Here is a 24,387-nt window from a genome sequence, read left to right on the forward strand (position 1 = left end):
ATCAAAGGTTATGAAATCCTGCGAATAAGCGAGTATTCGGGAGAAAATCGTATTAAACTGAGGGAGTTGAAGAAGAACATTCATATTGAAAATAAAAAGTTTTAGTGGTTCTATATTATAGAATGAATTATTAAACTGTATTATAAAAATTAAAATTATGCAGTTTTAGCACGCCAAATAATATATAAATTTATTCTTTACCAATCGTTCTCAAAATGATATTATAGATTTGTAAGGTTATTAGCTGGTTTTTGTCATAATGAGAATGTTCATTCTAAAAATATAACTTAGCACTAACTTAAGTATAGAATTAGATTAAAAAATCCTTTAAAGGAGGTGGAGCTGTTAACACGTATGGTTCATACTAACAAATGGTGAAATTGGTAGTAACTCTTAATGCTATTCTTTACTGTTCATTCTTAAAATGATATCATTGGCAGGGGACGAGAAAGTCAATATTTTTATCTTATTAAGATTGATGATTACCTTTGAAGCATTAGATTTTCTGGTTACTCTAAGATTACTTAAAGGAAATGATAGTATGGCTAGAAATAAAGAATTTGATGAAAATGAAGTATTACGAAAAGCTATGGAACTTTTCTGGATACAAGGCTATGAAAAAACCTCTATGCAAGATTTAGTAAAGTATATGGGGATCCATCGTCGTAGCCTATACGATACGTTTGGTGACAAGCATACTTTGTTTATAAAAGCATTAGATCATTATAATGAAATAATAAGAACTAGAATTGAGAATGAAGTAGCCCAGCAAAATTCCATAAAGGATGCTATCAGGCAATTATTTGAAATGATAATTGTGAGAGATAAAACACAACCTGTTGGATGTTTGACCGTAAATACTGCAGTTGAGTTGTCGTTACATGATGAACAAGCAGCAGAAAAGGTAATGGAGAGCTTTTCTAAGACCGAATTATTGCTAAACAATCTAGTGGTAATAGGTCAAAAGTCTGGAGAAATATCTATACATCTTGATGCAAAAAAAACATCAGAATTTCTTCATAACTCTTTAGTAGGACTACGGGTTATGACCAAAACTACCGATGACATAGAAAAATTAAATAATATTATTGATATAACACTCTCGGTACTAGATTAATTTTTTTACTCTTTTTAGAACGAACATTCTCGATAGGTGTTAATGATTAATCTAGCTGAAATACACTTGTTAAAGCATAGTTTTTCATTGCTGTCTATTTATTAAAATAGATAAAGACTAAATGATAATTTAAATTTCTTTAATTGGAGGAAAGTTAAACATCCTTTTTAGAACGTTCATTCTAAAAAGGATGTCATTCAGCTAATGTATATTAAAAAATTTAGAACTTAATGTTCGAAGGAGAAACTCAAATGACAACATTTACTATCCCATCTGAATCAGAATTTATCGAAGTTGAAGGTACTAGTTATGCTTATAGAAGGTTTGGTAAAAAAACGGGAGTACCTGTCGTATTTCTAGTTCACTTTAGAGGAACGATGGAAAATTGGGATCCTAATATGGTTGCTCCAATAGCGAAAGAACGTCCAGTTATCCTATTTGATAACAAAGGGGTTGGTGAGACGAAAGGGCAAACACCTGCTACGATAGCTGAGATGGCACAAGATGCAGGGAAATTTATTAAAGCACTTGGTTTAAATCAAGTCGATATTCTCGGTTTTTCAATTGGTGGAATGGTTGCACAAGAATTGGCATTACAAGAAGGGAATTTGATTAGACGAATCATCATGGCAGGTACTGGACCAGAATCTGGAATTAATCCAGATCTAGAAATATTTGAAAGAATGAATCGACACGGTGGGAATGCAGAGAATGCTTTGGATGACTTCATGTTTTTCTTCTACCGTTCAACTGAAACAAGTAAATCTGCGGGAATGGCATCTTTACAAAGGATTATCAATCAGAAAAAGGTTGAAAGTTCTGATCAAGTACAACAAGCCCAATTAAAGGCTATTGCAAATTGGTCTCAACCAAAATCCAATAATGATTACAATTGGTTACAGAACATTAAACACCCTGTGCTTGTGACGAATGGTATTAACGATGTTATGGTTCCAACCAAAAATAGTTATATTTTAGCTGAGCACTTACCAAAAGCACAACTCATTATATATCCTGATTCTGGTCACGGACACCTATTCCAATTTCCAGAATTATTTGCTGAGAATGTCAATTCGTTCCTGAATTCAACATCTCTATAAAAAATTGATAACGATTAAAAAGGAGGTAGTTTATATGAGCAAGTTATTTGAACCAGTCAGAATTGGAAACATAGAACTAAAAAACCGTTTAGGTATGGCACCAATGACAAGGAGTAGAGCACTGCCAGATGGCACACCTAGTGATTTGGCAGCAGAGTATTATGGCCAGCGTTCTTCGGTTGGTTTAATAATAAGTGAGGGTACTCAACCCTCAGAGGATGGTCAGGGTTATACAAATACACCTGGTATTTACACAGAATCACATATTGAGGGGTGGAAAAAGGTAACATCCAAAGTGCATAACGAAGGAGGACGTATATTTGTTCAACTTATGCATGTAGGTCGTGTCTCACATCCTGACAATACACCTCATCACCGTCAAGCTGTTGCCCCTTCAGCTATTGCGCCTAATATAGAAATATTTACAGCACAAGGGATGAAGGAGATTCCTACACCTAGAGCGTTGAGTGAAGGAGAAATTAAGGACGTTATAAATGAGTTTCGTCTAGCAGCACGAGCAGCGGTAGAAGCAGGTGCAGATGGCGTTGAAATCCACGGGGCAAATGGTTACCTTATTCAACAGTTCTTAAGTGAAAATGCTAATCAACGTCAGGATGCGTACGGTGGAACGTTTGAAAATCGTTCAAGATTTGCCATTGAAGTAGCAAAAGCAGTTGTTAATGAGATTGGACCAGAACGAACGGGTATACGCTTCTCTCCTCAAGGAACACTAAATGGAATAGAAGAGGGAGAAACAAGTAGGGAAATGTACCGTTATTTAGTCAGTGAGTTAGATAAGCTCAACCTTGCATATCTCCATATCATGCATTTTGGAAATGAATCATTATTACAAGAGATTCGTCAACTTTGGTCGCAAGCACTTCTTGTTAACCGAGCAGGACGTACTTTAGACCAACTTACGGTAGACTTGGATAATGAACTTGCGGACGTTATAACTGTAGGGACTTGGATGATAGCCAACCCAGATTTTGTCGAACGATTGAAATTGGATGCCCCACTGAATACGCCTGATAAAAATACCATTTATGCAGGGGGAGCGGAAGGGTATACAGATTATCCTTTATTAAAAGTATAAAAGACAAAGTTTAACCATTAACTAGACTAGGAATAAAATAAGCGAATGATAATAAAAAACCATCAATGTAAGAGTTGGTGGTTTTTTAAAAGGAGATTAAGAATATGAAAGCTGCTCAAATACAAAAATACTCGAAAAACATTGAAGCACAGATTGTTGATATCCCTATACCGAGTATTAAAGAAAATGAAGTACTGGTAAAGGTAAAAGTTGCTGCAATAAATCCACTTGAAATATTAAATATTACAGGAAGTGTAAAATTAATACAGGACTATGATATGCCTCTTACATTAGGAAATGAACTAACAGGGATTGTCGAAAAAGTGGGTAATCCTGACTATGGGTTTAAGGTTGGAGATCCTATTTATACAAGACTCCCGATTGAAAAAATTGGAGCATTTGCAGAATATGTTGCTGTTGATGCTAAATCGATATGGCATTTGCCGAAAAATTTAGATTTCGTTACGGGAGCTGGTGCACCTTTAGCTGGTCTGACAGCATATCAAGGGTTAATTGAAGAGTTAGAAGCACAAAAGGGACAAACAGTGTTTATTCCAGGAGGTTCAGGAAGTTTTGGACAAATGGCTGTTCCTATAGCTAAAGCAATGGGATTAAAGGTTATTGTTTCTGGTAGTCCTTCTGCTAAAGAGAGAACTTTGTACGCTGGTGCAGATCAATATATTGATTATACAAAGGAAAATTATTGGGAAATACTAGACGAAATTGATTTTGTAATCGATACGCTAGGTGTTGAGGAATTCGAACGGGAGTTATCCATAATAAAACCAGGTGGTCGGTTACTAAGTCTTCGTACTGCACCAAATAAACAGTTTGCAATAGATAAAGGTCTTCCTAAATGGAAGCAAATTATTTTTGGATTAGTTGGCTCGAAATTTGATAAGAAAGCAAAGAAAAAAGGTGTTCAATATCGCTTCATTTTCGTTAGAGCTGACGGAAGACAATTAGAAAAAATCACAAAAATCATTGAAGAGAACAATATTGTTCCTGCCATTGATCCTACCAATTTTACAATTGATGACATTAATGATGCATTAAAATTAGTAGTAAAAGGAAAGACAAAAGGAAAAGTAGTTATTAAATTTTAAAGGTAAAGCAGGAGTGGAATAGCAATGTCGATTCATTATTCTTATATTGACGCACCTAACTTATTTATTCAGCACCATAATGGTAGACGGTATGCGTATAGAGAATTAGGGGAAAAAAAAGGAATCCCGATTATTTTATTGACACACCTTTCAGCTAATCTTGATAATTGGGATCCAAGGATTATTGATGGCCTTGCTAAGAGCCCTTGGGTCATCGCATTTGATAACACAGGGATAGGACTGTCCAATGGTAAAGTACCAAACAACATTCCTCAAATGGCAAATGATGCAATAACATTTATTAAACAACTAGGATTTTTAAAGGTGGATTTGATAGCTTTGTCAATGGGCGGAATGATTGCTCAAGAATTAATCTTAAAGGAACCAAGCTTAGTTAGAAAGCTAGTATTAGTTGGTACGGGACCTCGAGGAGGGAAAGGTATTTCCAAGGTCACGCAAATTACTAATCTTGATTTAGTCCGTGCAATATTGACTTTCAAAGACATAAAGACCTATCTGTTTTTCCCAAATACACAGAATGGTAAGAAAAAGGCTAAAGAATTTCTAATTCAAATAAAAAAAAGGAAAAAACATCGGGATAAAACTATTAGTTTAAGAGCGTATAGAACGCAATTAGATGCAATAAATAAATGGGGAAAAGAAAAGCCTGCGGATCTATCCGAAATTGTTCAGCCTACACTAATAATAAATGGAAATCATGATCGCATGGTTCCAACTGAAAATTCATATGACTTAGCAAATAGAATCCCTAATAGTCAGTTGAAAATATTTGACCATGCAGGACACGGTTCCTTATTTCAATATCCAAAAGAGTTTGTCGAAATGGTAATAACATTCTTAGGTTGATTAGTATTATTATTTAGAACTTACTTAAAAAAGCACAACTTATTGAAATACAAATATAAAGAATTGGAGCGTTGATCAGAAAGGTTCGATGCTTTTTTTGCTTAGCTTTCTTTTTGCACTTTCATCCTGTTTCAAATAATAGAATGGTGAAAGGTATAGTTTGTGAATTGTTGCACTTAAACTATCGGGTGCAAGAGTTGAAGACGAACTGCCTTAATGGTAGCTTTTCTTATTGAATTAACGATCAGGATACTTCAATAAGCAAAATTTAACCTACACAGAAAAAGTATTGGATATTATGATATTGATTAAAGCGATTGAGGTGGGACTTAAATGCAACGTGAAAAATGTCCGTGTTGCGGTTATCCAACATTAGAAGAACGTGGGGTCTTTGAGATATGTATACTGTGCAATTGGGAAGATGATGGACAAGATGACCCTGATGCAGATGAAGTTTGGGGTGGACCAAACGGAGATTACTCCCTAACAGAAGCAAGAAAAAATTTTAAAGAGAATCTTATAATGTATAGAGATAAAAGAAATATACTTAGTCAAACCGATAAGGAAATTGCAACGAAAAAGTCTTTAACAAGGTCCTTCGTTGAATTAGAACACTCTGAAACCGATTCGTTAAAATATAAGTCACTATGGAACAAAATAAAGTCTTACGAGAAGATTTTATTAGAAGACTCTTGTTGAACTAACGGAGCAGTTTAGTTGAATAAAGAATGTCGCTGCCTGTCCCATACAAAGACCCTTTACCCATTAAGAAATGCTTAATGATGGTTTCAAAACAAACGCTCAGAATTAGCTTCTGAGCGTCTGATTCCTTAAATCCAAACATTTGCCGTTAAAAATGGATATAATTTAAAATAAAATAGCATCGAGTGAATATTGTCCTGCACCCGTAAGAGCTACACCAATTGCTACAACTAATACAGCAAGACAGTATTCATATCCACCCTCTGAAATCCAGTAACCATTTGGTCCGTGAACTTTTAAAATCCCTACTACCATTGTTCCAGCAATCACAATGCCTAAAAGTGGGGTAAGTAACCCTAACGCAAACATAGCTCCACCTATTAATTCCGATAGCCCCGCGAGTAACGCCATTGTTACCCCTGGTCTTATTCCCCAATTTTTCAAAATGCTCCCCAGTTACTTTTAAACCACCGCCGCCACCAAAGCCGAATAACTTTTGGGCTCCGTGAGCTATGAATGACAATCCAATTATTAAGCGTATTAACAATAAACCTAACCCTATCATCTTTTTGCTCCTTAATTATCTTTATTTAATTTGTTCATTGGATGAGTTAATCAAATTCATTTAACTATTTCCATCAATTTTTAATCTACTGGAGTTTCGAATTTACCCTCCTGATAATCCCGATAAGCCTGTCGTATTTCTTCTTCTGAATTCATTACGAAAGGTCCATATGCTACAACAGGTTCTCTGAGAGGTTCACCTGCAAAAAGAACAAGTCGTAATTTTTCGTTTGAAGAAATATGAATACTGCTCATTTCCCCATCATTTGCGGAACCTAGCCACATTGCTTGCCCTTTTTTCGCCTCAACTTTATTTTCACCAAATGTTCCACTTCCTTCTAATACATAAATATAGCCGTTATAGGTACCAGGAAGGTCTTGACTAATGGATGCTCCTTCTTTCAACACCATTTCTACAAACGTGACAGGTGCGTAATTCAGGGTGTTCGATACAATATTTCCAGACGAACCTGAATATACCCGAATTAAGGCACCGTTCTCTTGACGAACAGGCATATCTTTTGCGTGCATATTTTGATAACGGGGTTTTACCATTTTATATTTACGAGGTAGATTAACCCAAAGCTGAAGAAGATGAACTGTTTCACCGTCAAGTGGTGATTCATTATGGATCACTCCTCTACCAGCAGTCATAAATTGAAGATCCCCTTTTTCTAGGATTCCACCCGCCCCCGTAGCATTGTCATAATGATTAAGCCTTCCGTCAATGATAAATGTTAAGGTCTCTATACCACGATGAGGATGCTCACTAAATGCTCCTTTTTGAAATTTATCTTCCATTAGTAATAAGAACGGGTCATAATCTACCCAGTTGCCAGGTGCAAGGATAGGACTTGCGGTATGAATATTGCTTATTTTTTGTTCGGATACTGTCCATACTTTTTTTATTTCACGACGTTTAATATTTTCGGTATTCATATTATTTGCCCCCTTTTCATAATCATATTAAACCATTAAAATCAATTACATAAGTATGCACTTTGAAGATATATAGTATGTAAAAAGATACTATTGGAGGTAAAGATGAAAATAAAACCTGAATATTGTAAAGTACACGATGCTCTTTCTATCTTGGTTGGGAAATGGAAGCCTATCATCTTATTGTATCTAATGTCGGAAGGCACAATGAGATATGGAGAATTAAAAAAAGCACTTGTAGACATTACCCCCAAAATGCTAACAAATCAATTACGAGAACTAGAGGAGGAGGGGCTCATAAGTCGAGAGGTATATCGTGAAGTTCCACCTAAAGTGGAATATTCTATAACTGAGTATGGAATGACATTGAAGCCGATTTTAGATTCAATGCACGAATGGAGTATGGAACATAGAAAGAGAAAATTGAAAAATACTATGGATTAATATTTCCTTCCTTGTGATAATGAAGACATAAATACATTTTCTGAATTTTGTTCTTCAACTAACGGGTGCAAGAGTTAAGGATTGGGATGGCTGCGGAGATCCCTTTTCAGATTCAACGGCTATCAATCCCACCTTTTTGAGTGGTAATGTCAGTATGTCCAAGTTTAATAGATTTCTTGTCCTTCCATGCATATTTCTACTTTCTAGTTGAATAAGATGGCAGTAAGCCATATTACGGTCTAATTAGAAGTGTAGAGGAGAAAAAACATGTTAAATTACGTATTTCCTATGCTATCCTCTGATCAAATGATTTCAATCATCAGAAATGGACTTGAAAGAACAAAAACACCCAAGAAGATCATTATTATTGGCGCAGGTATGGCAGGACTGGTCTCGGCCACTTTACTTAAGCAAGCTGGACACCATGTTACAATCCTTGAAGCTACTGATAGGGTGGGTGGGAGGGTCTATACGTTAAGAGGCGATTTAAGGGATGGGCAATATCTTGAGGCTGGGGCAATGCGAATTCCTCATACTCATTTGTTGGCATTAGAATATATAAAAAAATTCAAACTTCCGGTTAATAGGTTTATCAATTCGACTCCTAATGACATTATCTATATTAAAGGAATCAAAACTCGTTTTAAGGTGTATGAACAGAACCCTGATATTTTGCGCTTTCCCGTGTACCCACAAGAAAAAGGTAAAACCGCTAAGGAGTTGCTTCAATTAGCAATAAAACCATTGACAGATTTTATTGAACAAAACCCAAAGAGAAATTGGCCTTGGGTTATAAAAGAATTGGATAAATACTCGATGGACACTTATTTGAGATATAACCCGTTTGGAGTCACATTATCTCCGGGTGCCATCGAAATGATTAAAGTAATTCTTACACTGGAAGGACTTATGGAGCTTTCTTTCTTGGAACTGTTACGTGAACTGTTAATCCTTTTTACCCCTGATATCACCTTTTATGAAATCACGGGCGGTAACGACCAACTTCCTAAAGCGTTTACGACTCAATTGAAAGATGATATATTTTACGGACAAGAAGTGAAGAAAATTGTGCAGCATGACAACCAAGTAACCATTCATTCTGTCCATAAAATCTTAGAGCCATTTCAAATCACCGGTGATCTTGCGATTGTGACAATTCCTTTTTCAGTGTTACAATTTGTGGAAATCGAACCCCGAAATTCATTTTCTGAAAACAAATGGAAGGCAATTCGGGAACTTAATTATGCGGGCTCTACGAAGACCGGCATTCAGTTTAAAAACAGGTTCTGGGAAAGGGCAGGTTTGTATGGTGGGCAAACAGTTACGGATCTCCCTATTAAATATATTCAATACCCGAGTTATGACCTCGGTACACAAGGATCGGGTGTTATTTTAGGGAGTTATACATGGGAGGATGATGCTGTACCTTGGGACAGTTTGGAAAATAATGATCGCTTGGAATATGTATTAAAAAACTTGGCTGCAATTTATGGTAAACAGGTGTTTAGTGAGTTTCAAGCAGGAGTAAGCCACAGTTGGGTTCGATATCCGTATTCTGCTGGGGCATTTACGATGTTTAAACCCGAACAGGTAAAAGAATTATCTCCTTATATTTCTATTCCCGAAGGAAGAGTTCATTTTGCTGGCGAACATGCCTCAACTACTCATGCTTGGATCCAAGGTGCAATCGAGTCCGGAATACGTGCTGCATTTGAAGTCAATGACTTACCAAGAACTTTAATTCAGGTTTAATTAGCAATAAAGGTAAGGTTTATTCAACAATACTAGCAAATATAAAAATGTGTGTTTATGCAATTAAAGGATGCAAGAGCTTAATATGTAAACTGATTAGAACTCCTTTTTTTTGTTAGACAAAAGGATAATGTAAATTAAAAGGTTATAAAGGATTGATTGAAAAATGCAGTACAAAAATAAAGTAGCTTGGTGTCCGATTTCAATCAAGGATGGGTTGAAATTTTCAAAGATAAAACCACTATTGAATTTTTGGTTATATGCGATGAATGCGAATCAACAGAAGATGAAATAAGAAATAAAAGTTGGGATAAATACATTACATTATCAAGGGTTAAATATTATGGGTCTTCTTCAACAAACGGGCGCTTTTCTTTAATAAGAAGGCGTCTTTTTATAATGATCTAGATTCTAGAACAATACATTCAAGGGATTGGATTTAATTAAAATATATAAGAGATTGTGAAGGTGCTACTTAAACTATAGGATGCTTGAGTTTAATAAGGGAATACTCAGGAACTCGTTTTTCCCATTTAACAAAAAGAATGTAGTTTAGTGAATTTGAATAAATATAGTCAAGAGATAAACCTGGAAAGTTTTTGCTCATATATTCATCAGGAATTATTGACCTTTCACAAAATTGAAACGGCTGTTGTTATTAAGCTTAAGAAGCAGTTTAGTGGAAGAAGGAACATTAATATACTTACAAATAATGAACACATATTTGGTATGCAATTAACAAATAATAACAAAAAAATTTTAAAGGAATGAGAGAATTTATGAATTTTTTGGACGATCTACCTACCTTACCTTATATATTTAAGGCATTGTTAATTTTTTTGGCTGCAATTATGCTTTTGCGTATCGCAGGAAAAAGATCGCTTGCAGAAACCACAGTTTCGGAAGCAGTGTTGAGGATTTCGATTGGTGCTGTACTAATCCAACCTTTAGCATTAAGAAATGAATGGGAAGCAATATATGCTGGCACTTTGCTTATTATAGGAGTTGTATTATTAGCGAAAATTCAAATTTGGATACCAAAATCCAGAAAGTTTATTAATGGAGTACCATCAGTACTAATTAATGATGGACAGATGAAATTAGAGGAGCTAAAAAAAGCAAGACTAACAACAGATGAGCTACAAAGTTCACTTCGCCTAAAAAACATAGGCAATGTCGAAGATGTAGAATTGGCGGTATTAGAGTCCAATGGTAAAATATCGACTACCCTAAAGCCAAACAAAGCACCTGCAACCAAAGAAGATATTCAAAAAATTTTGGATATCTTAGCTCAAAATGGTATTCGTCCCTCATCATCACAAAATCAGTCTGAAGCGAAAACGCCACCATTATTTCAAGAAGCATATGACGAGGGAGACATAGTGGACTATAAGCCTCAGATACATTAAATAAGCTATCTTTTTTGTCGTTAATAAAACTCATACATAAGCATTGTTCTTCGACTAAAATTGTGGAGGAGTTAAAGAAAAAGATCGCTTCGGAGATCTTTTTTTTGTTGAACTAACGGAGCAGGGAGTGGAATAAGAAAAAATAAAAAAGCGTAGTAAACTGGAGTTGATATGCTCATACTCTATAAGCTTTCCGTATAAATCGATCCAACCAATTTGTATATCGAGTTTAACTCGATTGTGTAAAGGGAATCTAATTTACCCCTGAATAAAACTTTAGCTCAGAATCCTAAGTTTGACATCAGGAATACAACGGGAGGGGGTCCGAACCACCCGTCTTTAATAAAATCCACAGAAAAAAAGCAAGAGATATGTACTCTTGCTTTTTATGATATTTAATGGCTTGTGTCGAGGCTCTCCGCCATCTTCAAGTCGTTTTTGTAGGCAGCCATTGCCAGTTCATACCTTACCTTTTTGCTCGCTTCCAAGAAATCCGCTTCTTTCACAAGACCTGATAATGAATACCTGTGACCCCTGAAATCCACGTTCAGTTCGGTGATTTGGTTGAATTTGAAACTCTCCACAGGAAAGCCGTGTTCATCCTTCAACAGGTATTCCCCGTATTTCTCGTTACATGTTTGTGCTACTTCCTCCATCACTTTAAAGGCATAGTCCGGATTTTGCTTATAGTTCATGACAAGACTTTCGTTCACCCGGCGCATTCCCCGGTTTCCGTTCTGAAGTTCCACGATGCTGCTATAGGAGACAGTATAGAGGTATCCATCAAACTGGCGAATCTTCAGGTAGCGTATGCTGATTTCCTCGATTTTCCCCTGACGGTTTCCATTGATGATGACATAATCCCCATGATGGATCTGTCGCTCAAACAAGTAGGTCAGCCCCATAATGTAATCGCGAATGATATGCTGGAAGATTAATGCCAAGGCACCTGCCACCACTACCGAACCAGTGACAAACTTTTCCAGGTCGAAGAAATGGCTAATTACATAAATAAAGAAGAACACAAGTCCCAATACCTTTGTCACTTGGTTGGCGAAATGCATCAAAGTCTCTTCCCGTTTTTCATCCAAGAAGTACGTTTTGTCAAAGAAAAGCTTGATGGATTTGCGGATCAAATAAACCGTAAGTATAATCAGCAGTGCCACCGTTAAAATTTTTACGGGCAACTGCTGGAACAGTCCCAAGAAAAACATCCTATCAACTCCCACTTTCTTTACACTATACCAAAGGATTGCGATAAGGGGAAAAAACTTCCTTTCCCAACAAACCTTAACGATAGCATGGTTCCATTAAAAAAAGAAGCACTATCCAGGCTTCTTGAGGAACGATTATATTGTTAATAATGTGTTTTCCGCTGCTGAATGGATATTAAAAGAAATAGAGATAAAGGTCAATGAGGAATTGATCCTAGGAAAGATTAATACCCTTTTTTCGTTTTTATTGGACTAACGGGGCAGGTTAGTTCAACAAGGAATCTTAATAATAAGGATTGAATTATATTAGAAATCCCATAAGGAGTTAAGAAAACAATGAAATTCAATACAATTAACTTTGAAGATTGGTTTTCAACAGATATACCCAAAAAGTGGGAGTTTGAAGAAGAAAACGATTTAATTACATTCTATAATACAGTAAACCCAAAAGGTAGCTTCTCTATAAGTTGAACTGGTTTGATAATCTGTGCATCCTGGCAAAATCCAAGAAAGTATTCGGCAAAGAAGTTGCCAGTGGAGAACATGAATTCAAACAGAGCATTTTCCATTGGTGAACAACAGGCTTCCCCTAAATGTTCAATTTCCATTTCAGTCAAAAATTTAGGGATTCGTTTCCCGGATTTAGGTTCTTTTATTTTAGTTGCTGGGTTTTTGGAAATATGCCCTTCTTCATGAGACCATCGAAATAATGATTTCATAAAACGAATCCGATGAGCCAAACTTGCAGGCTTAAGGCTTTCACTTGATTTTGCTAAATAAGCTTTTAATAGATCCGTAGTGATTGTATCAAGTTGAACGTCATTAAAAAGCCTAAAGTAATCCGGACTGTAGTTTATATGCTTTTAATGTTTGCGGTGAAAAGCCTTCGATACGTTTATCAGATTCGTACGTTTCCCATGCTTGAGATAATAACAAGTTCATCTCTCCCTAAAAAATTCTTTTTTCAGGAATTATTGACCGGTTTCACGAAATTGAAACTGCGGTTCTTATTAAGCTAAAGGAGCAGGATAGTTGAATAAGGAAATAGAAAATTAAAAGTAGAATTTATTTAAAGGATTGAAATTGTTAATCCGAGTCGAAATAGTTAAACAACGATTAATTAATTGGGAGTTAGAAGATGAAAAATAAAAAAAGAAATAGAGACGGCTTTTTTAAAGATACCCTATTTGAGTTTATATTTGAAGTGGTTTGGAACATCTTAATGTTTATACCAAGAATTATAATTCGCTTAATAGGGAACATTTGGTGAAGTAGTTAGTCAAAATAGAGCTAACGAGGGCGATTGCAAATAAGAGCAGTCGTTTTTTTACAACAAGACAGCATTCCTATAATAAATGAACTGTAAAAAGGATAAGTTTGTAAATAAACGCACTTAAACTAAAGGGTGCTTATGTTGAAGAAGGGGAATGCAGGGGCATCCTCTAGACTATAAGTCTCTGTCCACGTTCACCATCTCGAGCTTTGCACCAAATGGCATTTTTCTTTTTATTTTCCTAAACCATTCAGAAGCCACAAATTCCTTTGTTTTTCCTATTATTGGGAAGGAACCTCACTGCGTGATATAAAAAATTTGAGGAAATACCTTTTTTATAATTAGCATCATCGTCGTCGTTTTTTTACTGTAGTTACTATGCCATATAAATAGGCGTCCATTCAAAAATTGTAGGTCTGATTCAACAAACATAAAATCTTCATCACTGAGGCATAATATACTTATCAAAAATTTTTTAATGAATTGAGGTTTTTGAAAATGGATGAAATGCGAACTACTAATCAAGTAGAAGAAGTTAATAAACATCTTAAGGAAATTCCCAAGGAAGTCGAAGCAAGAAGAATTGAAAATCAGCCTCAAACTGGTAAAAACGAGAAAGCCATCGAGCCATTTTAATCCGGAGAAAGACAAACCAATGGATATTGCTGACCACAAATTTCATAAACAAAAAACAGGGTGTGGAAATTTCCCGTGCCCTGTTTTTATTTATTGGATTTGTTGGTTTGCTGCAGTGATTCCCTTTTTCTTTTTCGACTAACGGGGCAGGTTAATTTAAGTACATTCCTTCACAAAGTCATAAAACTCTTGATCTTGATAATAGGGAAATTTGCTTTTATTTAGGAAGAACAAAAACAAGCTGCCCAATAATAGGCAGCCTTTCATTTTGGATTAATGATCAATTTAAAGCTACTGATCCCTTTCACCATTACAGGAACTCTATGCGGAAAGAACAAGCTCTCTTTCGTGTCTAACGTAGCAATTGTCTCCATATCTTCTTGACTTAATTTATAGTCAATGAGATTGAAGTTTTCGATTATCATTCCTTAGAACCAACTTTGGGATAACAACGATTCCTCTTTGTGTCAACCAACGTAAAATCACCTGGGCAACACTTTTTTCAAAATTTATAGGATTCTTATACTAATAGGGTAAACGTAGGGGTCTTTAGGTTCCTTTATTTTTTTCCAGTTGTTAATTTTTATAATCGGAATCTCAGTTCCATTAAAAGTAGTTGTTTCCAAAAAACCATCAGCTTCAATCCATGTATTGACTTCAATCGTTGAAGCCTCAGGCAACTTTGATATAAATCCAATAATGCCAGCATCTGCGACACAATGGGTAATCAAAAATCTCGCGATTACCAGCTGGTCTTGTTCAAGTCCTTCTTCTTTATAAACAAATCCTTTTATTTCAATTTCTTTACCTTTGTATTTACTGAGGTTCATTTGGATTTCATCATAGTAAGTCGAAAAAACATCATCATTCATTACAACGGTTGAGCTTTGTTCTAATTCCTTTGTTAACTGGTCATATTCTCCTTGTGAAAGGACTTTTGGATTACTAACACGAGATTGATCAATGAGATTTTTTTTAATCGTCGGCTCTTGCGCTTCATTAGTTTCTGGAGTCGTCTGTTGTTTTTGATTCGTTAAAACTGTTAAACCACCTTTTTTATTAGCAATGGAGGCATCGAGCACCTTTGCCGGAAGCAAGAACCCGGTGATCAAAGGAAAAACAATGACTACATAAGAGATTAGTTTTTTTGTATTAAAAGGAGAGTCTCCATGATCGTGACTGCAATTATGGTCATGATCATCATGATGACAATGGTGATGGACAATGTTTTCCTTTACTGTCCATATTCTAGTGATTTGAATGATAAACAAAATTAAGAATAATATTGAAGCAGCCTGGCTTAAACCTTCATATTTAGGATTAATAAACTTTGTGATATCACCACTAAAATGCAATTTGAAAAGTAACACTGCAAAAGAAAGTAAAATAAAAGCTCTAAAAGCTTGCAGTAAATGGAATCTCACGCATTTCCCTCCTTATAAAATGCTTTGCACAAGCAGGATTGTAATAATGATGGTTGAAATAATTAATGCCAACACACCGAAAACAAATCTCGATCGGAAAACACTAAGCATCATAAGGGTATTTTTTAGATCCATCATTGGACCAAATATTAAAAATCCTAAAATGGCTGATGTAGGGAAAATACTGCTGAAGGAAGCACCAATGAAGGCATCTGCCTCTGAACAAAGTGAAAGGACGTAAGCTAATCCCATCATCACCAATAAGGACGATACTGTACCGTTACCAGCTTCCAAGAGAGCTTTTGCCGGTAAATAAGTTTGAACAAATGCTGCTAAAAAAGCGCCCATAATTAAATATTTACCCATATCAAAAAACTCATCAATCGAATGGGTCAGCATTCCCCAAAATCTTATTAAAATAGTTTCCTTTTTAGAATGTGTATGGACGGGCGTCGTACTGATGAATGATTTTAATTGTTTCCCTTTAAAGATAAGGCTGACAATCAAAGACACAATAACTGCGATTAAAAAACCTAGTCCCATTCGCAATCCCGCTATTTTAAAATCATTTCCAAATGCCATAAATGTTGAGGCAATCACAATCGGATTAATGAGTGGACCTGTTAACATAAAGCCAATTGCAGCATGTATGGGAACTCCTTTCCCGACAAGACGGCGGACAATCGGGACTATGCCACACTCACAGGCGGGAAAGATGGCACCGATGACACAGCTCATGATAACCGCCAAGAACTTATTTTTTGGAATCCAGCGATGAATATGTTCTTCGGTCACAAATATTTGTATTGCACCCGCGATTAGAACCCCTATTAATACAAAAGGAAGTGCCTCTATTAGAATACTAAGAAAGATCGTATTGAGATTTAACAAAGATGGAGGTACATCAAATGATAGATTAAAGCTCTCACTAAAAGATAGCAGCAGCAAGGCAAATCCAATAATGACCATACCTGTAAATTCAATAATATTATTTCGTAGTATGTGATACATAGTACCCTCCAATTAAAAGATTTCTTTTAAATATATATAAGCAAAATTGCTAGATATGAATAAATCAAGCCCTATATGTAAGAGAATCCCTGACATAAAAAAGGTCAGGGATCGGTTCGTCTGGGTGTATTAGTTATTTAACGCGGCCTTGATGGTCTCTAAATTTTTACGCATGATACTAAAGTAATCATCTTTTTGCTTAATATTTTCCGCTGTTATTGCCTCAAGATTGTGAAGAGATAGAGATTGTGCTCCCAATTCTTCTTGTATAATTTTTGCGACTTTTGGTGAAACGTTCTGCTCAAAAATTATATAATGAATATTATGTTCTGATGACTCTTCAAGAATGGCTTGCAATTCTTTCTGGGTTGGTTCCTGTGTAGGAGACAAGCCTGTAATGGCAATTGTTTCAATGCCATACCGCTGTTCCCAATATCCATAGGCATCATGAGAAACTAATAATTCCTTCGTTTTTGAACTCGCTATCGTTGTTTTAAACTCTTGATCTAGCTTTTCTAGTTCGCTTTTTAGTTGATTAAAATTGCTTTCAAACTCTGAAGCGTGTTCTGGCATTAATGTACTTAAAGAGTTTTTAATGTTTTTTGCCATGTCAATGGACAGCACAGGATCTAGCCATACATGAGGATCTAGGTCACCATGGTTATGATCTTTACCTTCATGTTCCTCGGTATGTTCTTCTTCATTTTCAGCGTCACCTTCATGATGATGTTCATCAGAGGATTCGATGAGGTCAATTCCATCTCCAGCTTTTTAAAATCTGTACATCCTCTTTTTCCAAAGCTTCCGTTGCTTTTTCAGCAAATCCTTCAACCCCAACTCCTGTATAAATAAATAAATCAGAGCTGGCAAGGTTAAGCATGTTTTTTGTGGAAGGCTCGTAGGAATGGGCATCTACATTTGGAGGGTAGATACTTTTAACTTGGACAAAATCACCGCCGATTTTTTTTGTAAAATCCTCCAATGGATAAATGGTTGTATAAACTGTCAATGTTTCTTTATTGTTTTTGTCAGATTCCATACTGACAGTTTCTGTGTTTACGCAGCCAGATAAAATAAGGCTGAATATCAGAATAGAAGTGACTATTAAATGTTTCATTCTCATTGTTTAACTCCAATCTAATTTTCTCGTTAAATCGTAACCATTTCGTTTTACATTCTAAATTAAACCTATGAATTAGTAAATAAATTTATGAATCTTTTATTCTTGTAAAATTTAAACTATAAAAAGGTTCTAATATAGGAAAAGGACCATTGAAGTGTTTTTTTGAAAAAACTTGCATTTAAGAAAAAGATTGAGTAAGATGTTAATCGTAATCGTTACGATTTAAAAACATAGGATAAAAATTGAGACCAAGCATGAACTACTTTGAATGGAGGGCATAAAGATTAAGCTATAAAAGAGAAACTATATTTTATAAATCGTAATGATTTTGATTTATTAAAAGAGGTGAAAGAAATGAATAAAAAAATACCAGTTACCGTAATTAGTGGGTATTTAGGCTCAGGGAAAACAACTTTACTGAATCATGTTTTGACCAATCGCGAAAATAAAAAGATTGCCGTCATTGTAAATGACATGAGTGAAGTAAATATTGATGCCTCGATAATCAAACAAGGAGGTTTCTCAAGAACGGATGAGAAATTGGTGGAGCTTCAAAATGGATGTATCTGTTGTACATTAAGAGAGGATTTAATGATTGAAGTAGAACGGCTGGTTCAGGCAGGGGATATTGAATATATATTGATTGAATCGTCTGGAATTTCCGAGCCTGTTCCGGTTGCTCAAACCTTTACATATGTGGATGAAAACCTGGGAATTAACTTATCAGATTATTGCAGGCTAGACACCATGGTTACAGTCGTTGATGCGAATCGGTTTTGGCATGATTTTTCATCAGGTGAAAGTCTAATCGACCGAAAGCAAGAAACAGATTACTCCGATACGCGTGAAGTTGTCGATTTATTAATCGACCAAATTGAATTTGCCAATTTGTTAATCGTAAATAAAATCGATTTAGTTGATAAAAAGAGTGTGCTCGAACTAAAAGCGGTCCTGGAAAAGCTCAATCCAGGCGCAAAAATAATTGAAAGTGCCCAAGGTCAAGTGGCATTAGCTGAAATTATGGATACCAAATTATTTGATTTCGAACAGGCAAGTCAAGGGGCAGGTTGGATTAAGGAATTAACGGAACAACATACTCCAGAAACAGAGGAATATAGGATTTCATCCTTTGTCTATCGCAGGAAAAAACCATTTCATCCAGAAAGATGGATGAAATGGTTAGAGGAATGTCCAGTAGAAATCGTTCGAGCAAAAGGATTCTTTTGGCTGTCAACCCGAAATGATATGACAGGTTTGTTGTCACAAGCTGGACCCTCAATCATGCTTCAGGGAGCTGGTGAATGGCTAGCGTGTTATCCTGAACTGGAAAGAAATCAAATCCTAAATGAAGAACCAGACCTATTGGACAATTGGGATGAAGAATTCGGCGACCGAATAACTGAACTCGTTCTAATCGGTATTGATATGAATCGAGAGCAAATTGAGGCTTCATTAGATAAATGTTTATTAACAGATGATGAAATGAAAATGGACTGGAAAACATTTAATGATCCACTTCCAGCGTTTACAGTCTTACCATAAAGAAAACTATACTAGGAGGAAACAATATGAGAGTAAAAATCACGTTAGCATGTACAGAAACAGGAGACCGGAATTATATTACCACAAAAAACAAACGAAACAATCCAGATCGTATTGAGTTAATGAAATACTCACCAAGGTTAAAAAGACGTACATTACACCGAGAAACAAAATAATCTCTCACAATTTAGTGGATTTCAATGACATTCAACGAGGATACCAATGCACTGGCAACGGTACTCGAATCCGGAGATGCAGAGATTGTTAACCGCCCTATTACGAAGGGTGATAAATATGATGACTTTCCTATGAATATTTTATTTCTATTCATAGTCTTTTAACATTAATATTCATTAATTCATTGGCTAGTAATTATCCACGTACATATTCTGTTTAATTCATATTTGGATTCTTATTTACTAAAACTGAAATTCTTAGAGGAACCAAATCCCGGGACGGTTGCCTTTCTCTTAACAGAGTAACCGCAAAAGATATTTTATTAACTATCAAAGGAAAAGGGGAGTTTATAGTTATGAAAAAAGACCTTATAAAATCAATGGTTACGTTTTCCTTATTAGGTACAATGCTGGCAGGGTGTCAAGAAAAAGTAGAGATACCTGTTGAAAAAACATCTGTTTCGGAATCCACTGAAACTCCCGAGCATTCCCATAATCACAGCCATGTCCATAGTCACGATGATGAAAAAAAGCAAGAGATATATTCAGGGATATTTCAAGATGACGAAGTTGAAGATAGAGAATTATCAGATTGGGAAGGAGATTGGAAATCGGTCTATCCATACTTAATAGATGGAACTTTAGATGAGGTCTTACAGAAAAAAGTAGAAACAAACAACGATAAAACCTTTGAAGAGTACAAAGAATATTATAAAGTCGGGTATGAAACCGACGTTAAACGAATCGTTATAAAAGATAATACGATCACATTTTATAAAAATGGAGAAGGAAAAACAGGAGAATATAGGTATCATGGTCACGAAATTTTAACTTATGAATCTGGAAATAGAGGAGTTAGATATTTATTTGATTTAGTTGGAGAATTAAATGGAGTGCCAAAACATGTCCAATTCAGTGATCATAGTATTTATCCAACAAAATCAGAACATTACCATATTTATTTTGGCGATGAAGAGCATGACACTCTTTTAAATGAATTAGATAATTGGGCAACTTATTATCCTGCTAATTTAAGTGGGAAAGAAATCGTAGAAGAAATGAATGCACATTAACTCTGCAGAACAGATCTTTTACACTTGCCCTTTTAATCGAATAAAAAAGGACAAGAGTCACTTTAAAGTGTACCCGTTGTAAAGGACTTATTAAAAAGGTTATCAGACGTGGAGAAGATGATTTTTGTATTCAACAGGGGTCATCTTCTTTTAATTCCTTTGATATCTGAAATTGTTATAATAATTCATTTATTCCCAATATTATAAGTGGAATCTTTTTTGTGTTAATTAACAAAAGAGTTTGTGAAGTAATGTACTTAAAGTAAAGGGTGCGATTATTTAATAAGACAATCGTTCTTTTGCTATCAACCTGAAAATACCAATAAATCTGAAACCGTTAAAATCAGAAATATATCAAGAAGAAATATAATCCTTATTGCGTTAACCGGGGGCTTTACTTGAAGAAGCCAAAAGGACCTAAATGGTCCTTTGGTAATAAAATACGAATTTCATTTATTGTATTGGAAATACTATCTGTCGAGGTGAAATAAATGAGCAGATTTAAAGTTGTGTTTGAGAATACAATCCAAAGTGGTGGGTTTTCATTGGAGCAGTATTTGATAACATTACATCAAGAAAAAGATATGTTGGATTCATTTGATGGTCATGATGATTACGAGTTGGACATGAGGTTATTTGAAGGGGAGATTCAGAAAGTTAACCGATTGTTGGAGAGCTAAGGCTCTCTTTTTTTATTTATAAAATAAAGATTTTATTTTCTTCTTCAACTAACGGAGCAGGTTAGCTCAATAAGAAATATTATTTTTTTCTTCTGCAACATCTAAGGTTTATAAATTTTAGAATGGTAAGCCGATTCAACAGGGTAAAGGATGAATTTTTTAATTACTTGGGGGGGTTATGGCAAATTTTTGGAGAATGAATAATCCGACTTATCATAGTGATCGTCAAGAAGAAAGCATTAATGGATATGCAGAGCATCCATACGGTTTACCTGGAGTAGAGTGCACAGGCTGCGGGAAACTTGGGCTACCACGAAGATTATCCATTATGGGATGCCTGCGAATCTAGAGAATATTCCCAATTTAAATAAAAATGAAACGGTATCCGATAAAAGGCAGTTTGAACTTTCAAACTTTAATTCTTAATCAAATCGAAGATTCTGATGGTGATGTACTTTTACCTGGAACAGACTTTCAACCAGTCTATCTAGATATCGACAATGAACCAAAAGTAGATTTTTTATGGAGTTGCCCAGGAAGTGTTTTAATTTCAGAAAGAATTCAAGAGCTTTTTATTAAAAATGAAATAAAGGGTGTAAAATTTTCTCCTGTAATCAAGTGAAAAGTGGGAAATAAAGTTATTAAATATCCTTTTAAGGTTTCTGAAAATGATAGTAATTATAGTGAATTAATAATTACAGCAAATTCAAAACGTCCACCAGGTGCTAAGACCATTTCACTTTGTCAGATTTGTGGAAGAGAGGAAATTGATAATGATGCTAGGCAATTAATTATGCTTCCTGATATGTGGGGCGGAGCGGACATTTTTTTCCTTAACACTACTCTTTGGATCATCGTAACCGATAGAGTAAAGAGTCTAATTGAAGGTATAGATGCATCAAATGTACAATTTGAAAAAGTATAGTTCCTTATTCAGCTAACGGGTGCAATAGTTAAACAAGGGTTGCGGCAGCGATCCTTTTTCTTATTGAGTTAGAGAAGCAGGATAATTGAATAAGATAAAGCCATTTAATTTTTTAATGAAAGGAATAAGTAATGATCTCAAATTTTTTATTGGATTTACTTTTTTTGTGGTGATTATAATTTATGTTTTTGTCCGAGGGAAAAAATTAGAAAAGATATTAGTCGTCTGTTCTATCGCATTTTTTATGGTTAATTTATTAGCAAATGGGTTCTATATTTCGAATATATCAGGATATTTGTATTCAATTGTTTCAAGTATTGCTATAACAATTATTTTTATAAATACAATTAAAAGGAAAGAGTATGTATGGAGCGTTGTATCCTTCTTATTAATACTGTTCTTTTTTATTAACCTCATAACAATATTATTTGTCTTGTTTTAAAATATTAAGTAGCAACATCAACCCATATTTATTATTGACCTATCAGGTACTATTGTAAACAAAGAGGAGATCTTAATTGATGAGGTATTTTGATTACTTAACATCCAATAAGAATGAATTCGTCACACAAATAGAACATCTATTTACAAAGTATAAAGTTCAACCAGTTGGAAGCGGGTACATTGATTGTATAGTTATGAAAAATAATTTAGAAGAGTTTATTAAAGAATTAACAGCTTTAGGAATACTTATTTCTGATGTATCTTGGTGGTGTTATGTTAATCCAAATAATGAAACAACTGAATGCCCACACGGAATGGGAGGTCCAAAATCGACATATTATGAAGGTTGGTTTAGTGAATTGCAAAATGACTTTTTTGAAGCAGATAGTGAAAAAGTAAATTCAATTTTAAATTCATATGATAAACAATCGATAAACGCTTTAAACATACAAACAATAGATGGGATAAAAAATATGCTTAACAAACCCTTCAAATATACTCCAACCGATTACATACAATGTAATAAATGTGTAATGCCTGGAGTATGGTTGCTTGTTCCTGAGGATTGGGAGCGTAATTAAATATACTTAAGATAAAACAGATTTATTGAACCAATGGGTGCAAGAGTTGAAGATCCAAGCTGCTATCGTAGGCGGCTTATCTTATTGTGCTAACGAAGCAGGTTAGTGAAAAAAGAAAAAACGCTTAATTCGTTATTGCCCCCTATTATTCGCTTGAGAATTAACAGACATAAATCTAAAAAAAAGAGGGAAACCCCTCTATGTTATCTTGTAAGTTGAAAAATGAATTGTCCTTTAAACTTCCGTTGGTCACTATTTTTATGTTTCCAGGTTACAGATACCATTAATGCAGTTGCCTTAGTATCTAAAGGAAAATTGGAATGATGAAATGATTGTTCTAAAGGCTTGCCTTCGTCGTATTCGACAGTAAACAGTTCATAAAATGTTGACGCAGACTTAGGTAAGTTTTTATATCCCTCAACCCTGACTAATTCAATATTTTCGTCACCAATATTTTTAATGTCTAGGTTGTATACATGCTACAGCGCTGGTCTTATAGACTTGTTAAGCTTTTTGTCACTATGGTCTGGCTTTCCAACTGTTACTTTCCATTGTTTTGTTTCTAGTGTCCTAGGCAAGTTTTCCAATGCGTTAGCTTCTGAGTCCTTTGGCATCATCATTGTAGATACTATAGTAAATAAAAGAAATAATGCTATTTTTTTCACTATATCACATCCTTTTTTTAAGATTAGTTTGGTATTTGTTTAACCTATTCATTCAAACAAAAAAGTAATGAATAAAACGATAATTGTGTAATCCCTTGTTTAACCAACGGGTGCTTGAATTCAAAAGGGTTGAATTAAGTTAATGGAAAAGCAATCAAAGACAGCGGATGCATAATTATTTAATTTATTGAATAAAAATTAATTATATGTTAATATAATAATAGTTTAAATTCTTCTGAGTTTAGACCTCCTAAAATGGACTTAGCCTAGACCACTAAGTTCAACATTGACCTTTGATTTTATAGATCAAAGGTATTTTTTTTTTATTTTCTTTTGGATATTTTTGTAAAATGTCACTCATTCTACATAATTCTTGATTTAAATTGAACGTAGTTTTGTGAAATTATGTACTTAAACTAAACCAGCTAATAGTTTGTCAATATTTTCCATAAAAAACTTTAAATATCTCATGTTATACTAAAAAAGTGCATGCCAAATAACCTTCCGTTAGTCTGATTTTGGAA

General features: G+C 34.8%; 27 protein-coding genes and 2 pseudogenes. 19 read left to right on the forward strand and 10 right to left on the reverse strand.

From position 1 onward, the window contains the following. Window positions 1-541 precede the first annotated feature (541 nt). From FS608_RS28955 to FS608_RS28980, 6 genes are all read left to right on the forward strand, one after another. Window positions 542-1,117 carry a TetR/AcrR family transcriptional regulator gene (locus FS608_RS28955; RefSeq protein WP_144556033.1) on the forward strand — a complete coding sequence of 192 codons (576 nt, stop codon included), beginning with the start codon at window positions 542-544 and terminating at the stop codon, window positions 1,115-1,117. Between the two features lie 251 nt (window positions 1,118-1,368). Further along, complete coding sequence (locus tag FS608_RS28960) at window positions 1,369-2,217, forward strand: alpha/beta fold hydrolase (RefSeq protein ID WP_144556015.1); 849 nt, start codon at window positions 1,369-1,371, stop codon at window positions 2,215-2,217. 34 nt (window positions 2,218-2,251) lie between these two features. Then, the gene (locus tag FS608_RS28965; protein ID WP_144556016.1) at window positions 2,252-3,313 is read left to right on the forward strand and encodes an alkene reductase; all 1,062 of its coding nucleotides are present in this window, start codon (window positions 2,252-2,254) and stop codon (window positions 3,311-3,313) included. 104 nt (window positions 3,314-3,417) lie between these two features. Further along, window positions 3,418-4,419, forward strand: coding sequence for an NADP-dependent oxidoreductase (locus tag FS608_RS28970; RefSeq protein WP_144556017.1), 1,002 nt, complete (start codon window positions 3,418-3,420; stop codon window positions 4,417-4,419). Window positions 4,420-4,443: 24 nt separating this feature from the next. Next, complete coding sequence (locus FS608_RS28975; RefSeq protein WP_144556018.1) at window positions 4,444-5,286, forward strand: alpha/beta fold hydrolase; 843 nt, start codon at window positions 4,444-4,446, stop codon at window positions 5,284-5,286. Window positions 5,287-5,619: 333 nt separating this feature from the next. Further along, window positions 5,620-5,985, forward strand: a complete 366-nt coding sequence (locus FS608_RS28980) for a CPCC family cysteine-rich protein (RefSeq protein ID WP_144556019.1) — start codon at window positions 5,620-5,622, stop codon at window positions 5,983-5,985. A 168-nt stretch (window positions 5,986-6,153) separates the two neighbouring features. Here FS608_RS28980 and FS608_RS28985 read toward each other — a convergent pair. Continuing rightward, window positions 6,154-6,553, reverse strand: a pseudogene (locus FS608_RS28985) (DoxX family protein). 80 nt (window positions 6,554-6,633) lie between these two features. Further along, the gene (locus tag FS608_RS28990; protein ID WP_144556020.1) at window positions 6,634-7,491 is read right to left on the reverse strand and encodes a pirin family protein; all 858 of its coding nucleotides are present in this window, start codon (window positions 7,489-7,491) and stop codon (window positions 6,634-6,636) included. Between the two features lie 105 nt (window positions 7,492-7,596). Between FS608_RS28990 and FS608_RS28995 the strand changes: the two genes are divergently transcribed. The 3 genes from FS608_RS28995 to FS608_RS29005 all read left to right on the forward strand — a co-directional run bounded on the left by FS608_RS28995 (window position 7,597) and on the right by FS608_RS29005 (window position 11,096). Beyond that, complete coding sequence (locus tag FS608_RS28995; protein WP_144556021.1) at window positions 7,597-7,935, forward strand: winged helix-turn-helix transcriptional regulator; 339 nt, start codon at window positions 7,597-7,599, stop codon at window positions 7,933-7,935. A gap of 267 nt (window positions 7,936-8,202) precedes the next feature. Beyond that, window positions 8,203-9,687: a flavin monoamine oxidase family protein gene (locus FS608_RS29000; RefSeq protein ID WP_144556022.1), complete on the forward strand. Its 1,485-nt coding sequence runs from the start codon at window positions 8,203-8,205 to the stop codon at window positions 9,685-9,687. 767 nt (window positions 9,688-10,454) lie between these two features. Continuing rightward, window positions 10,455-11,096 carry a DUF421 domain-containing protein gene (locus FS608_RS29005; RefSeq protein WP_144556023.1) on the forward strand — a complete coding sequence of 214 codons (642 nt, stop codon included), beginning with the start codon at window positions 10,455-10,457 and terminating at the stop codon, window positions 11,094-11,096. Between the two features lie 395 nt (window positions 11,097-11,491). On the opposite strand, the gene FS608_RS29010 is transcribed toward FS608_RS29005, so the two are convergent. Next, on the reverse strand, window positions 11,492-12,310 hold the full coding sequence (locus FS608_RS29010; RefSeq protein ID WP_144556024.1) for a mechanosensitive ion channel family protein: 819 nt from the start codon (window positions 12,308-12,310) through the stop codon (window positions 11,492-11,494). Between the two features lie 428 nt (window positions 12,311-12,738). Next, window positions 12,739-13,029, reverse strand: coding sequence for a hypothetical protein (locus FS608_RS31695; protein WP_313958750.1), 291 nt, complete (start codon window positions 13,027-13,029; stop codon window positions 12,739-12,741). A gap of 1,052 nt (window positions 13,030-14,081) precedes the next feature. Here FS608_RS31695 and FS608_RS30640 point away from each other — a divergent pair. Further along, the gene (locus tag FS608_RS30640) at window positions 14,082-14,219 is read left to right on the forward strand and encodes a hypothetical protein (RefSeq protein WP_186328952.1); all 138 of its coding nucleotides are present in this window, start codon (window positions 14,082-14,084) and stop codon (window positions 14,217-14,219) included. 263 nt (window positions 14,220-14,482) lie between these two features. Here the strand turns inward: FS608_RS30640 and FS608_RS31035 are convergent. From FS608_RS31035 to FS608_RS31705, 5 genes and pseudogenes are all read right to left on the reverse strand, one after another. After that, a pseudogene (locus tag FS608_RS31035) lies at window positions 14,483-14,726 on the reverse strand (aldo/keto reductase); the annotation flags it as partial. Window positions 14,727-14,728: 2 nt separating this feature from the next. Then, window positions 14,729-15,643, reverse strand: coding sequence for a TIGR03943 family putative permease subunit (locus FS608_RS29025; RefSeq protein ID WP_144556025.1), 915 nt, complete (start codon window positions 15,641-15,643; stop codon window positions 14,729-14,731). Between the two features lie 12 nt (window positions 15,644-15,655). Beyond that, a complete protein-coding gene (locus tag FS608_RS29030; protein WP_144556026.1) occupies window positions 15,656-16,654 on the reverse strand; it encodes a permease in 999 nt (332 codons plus the stop codon). 129 nt (window positions 16,655-16,783) lie between these two features. Next, window positions 16,784-17,410 (reverse strand): metal ABC transporter solute-binding protein, Zn/Mn family, encoded by a 627-nt coding sequence (locus tag FS608_RS31700; protein WP_313958752.1) that lies wholly within the window; start codon window positions 17,408-17,410, stop codon window positions 16,784-16,786. After that, the gene (locus FS608_RS31705; RefSeq protein WP_313958751.1) at window positions 17,406-17,777 is read right to left on the reverse strand and encodes a metal ABC transporter substrate-binding protein; all 372 of its coding nucleotides are present in this window, start codon (window positions 17,775-17,777) and stop codon (window positions 17,406-17,408) included. The genes FS608_RS31700 and FS608_RS31705 overlap by 5 nt, the downstream gene beginning before the upstream one ends. Window positions 17,778-18,131: 354 nt before the next feature. Here FS608_RS31705 and FS608_RS29040 point away from each other — a divergent pair, with 354 nt between their 5' ends. From FS608_RS29040 to FS608_RS29070, 9 genes are all read left to right on the forward strand, one after another. After that, window positions 18,132-19,319, forward strand: a complete 1,188-nt coding sequence (locus tag FS608_RS29040; RefSeq protein WP_144556027.1) for a GTP-binding protein — start codon at window positions 18,132-18,134, stop codon at window positions 19,317-19,319. A 26-nt stretch (window positions 19,320-19,345) separates the two neighbouring features. Then, a complete protein-coding gene (gene rpmG, locus FS608_RS29045) occupies window positions 19,346-19,495 on the forward strand; it encodes a 50S ribosomal protein L33 (RefSeq protein ID WP_088090954.1) in 150 nt (49 codons plus the stop codon). A 24-nt stretch (window positions 19,496-19,519) separates the two neighbouring features. Beyond that, window positions 19,520-19,660, forward strand: coding sequence for a hypothetical protein (locus FS608_RS30645; RefSeq protein ID WP_186328953.1), 141 nt, complete (start codon window positions 19,520-19,522; stop codon window positions 19,658-19,660). A 191-nt stretch (window positions 19,661-19,851) separates the two neighbouring features. Next, window positions 19,852-20,568, forward strand: a complete 717-nt coding sequence (locus FS608_RS29050; protein WP_144556028.1) for a metal-binding protein ZinT — start codon at window positions 19,852-19,854, stop codon at window positions 20,566-20,568. A 491-nt stretch (window positions 20,569-21,059) separates the two neighbouring features. Beyond that, on the forward strand, window positions 21,060-21,248 hold the full coding sequence (locus tag FS608_RS29055) for a hypothetical protein (protein ID WP_088087141.1): 189 nt from the start codon (window positions 21,060-21,062) through the stop codon (window positions 21,246-21,248). A gap of 178 nt (window positions 21,249-21,426) precedes the next feature. Next, complete coding sequence (locus FS608_RS30650; protein WP_186328954.1) at window positions 21,427-21,597, forward strand: hypothetical protein; 171 nt, start codon at window positions 21,427-21,429, stop codon at window positions 21,595-21,597. A 24-nt stretch (window positions 21,598-21,621) separates the two neighbouring features. Then, the gene (locus FS608_RS29060; RefSeq protein ID WP_144556029.1) at window positions 21,622-21,870 is read left to right on the forward strand and encodes a hypothetical protein; all 249 of its coding nucleotides are present in this window, start codon (window positions 21,622-21,624) and stop codon (window positions 21,868-21,870) included. Window positions 21,871-21,873: 3 nt separating this feature from the next. Then, on the forward strand, window positions 21,874-22,173 hold the full coding sequence (locus tag FS608_RS29065; RefSeq protein WP_144556030.1) for a hypothetical protein: 300 nt from the start codon (window positions 21,874-21,876) through the stop codon (window positions 22,171-22,173). A gap of 521 nt (window positions 22,174-22,694) precedes the next feature. After that, the gene (locus FS608_RS29070) at window positions 22,695-23,198 is read left to right on the forward strand and encodes a hypothetical protein (protein WP_144556031.1); all 504 of its coding nucleotides are present in this window, start codon (window positions 22,695-22,697) and stop codon (window positions 23,196-23,198) included. 479 nt (window positions 23,199-23,677) lie between these two features. Here the strand turns inward: FS608_RS29070 and FS608_RS29075 are convergent, their stop codons facing one another. Further along, entirely contained in the window at window positions 23,678-23,863 is a 186-nt protein-coding gene (locus FS608_RS29075; protein WP_144556032.1) for a hypothetical protein, read from the reverse strand. Window positions 23,864-24,387 lie beyond the last annotated feature (524 nt).

The organism is Bacillus sp. X1(2014) (assembly GCF_007678255.1).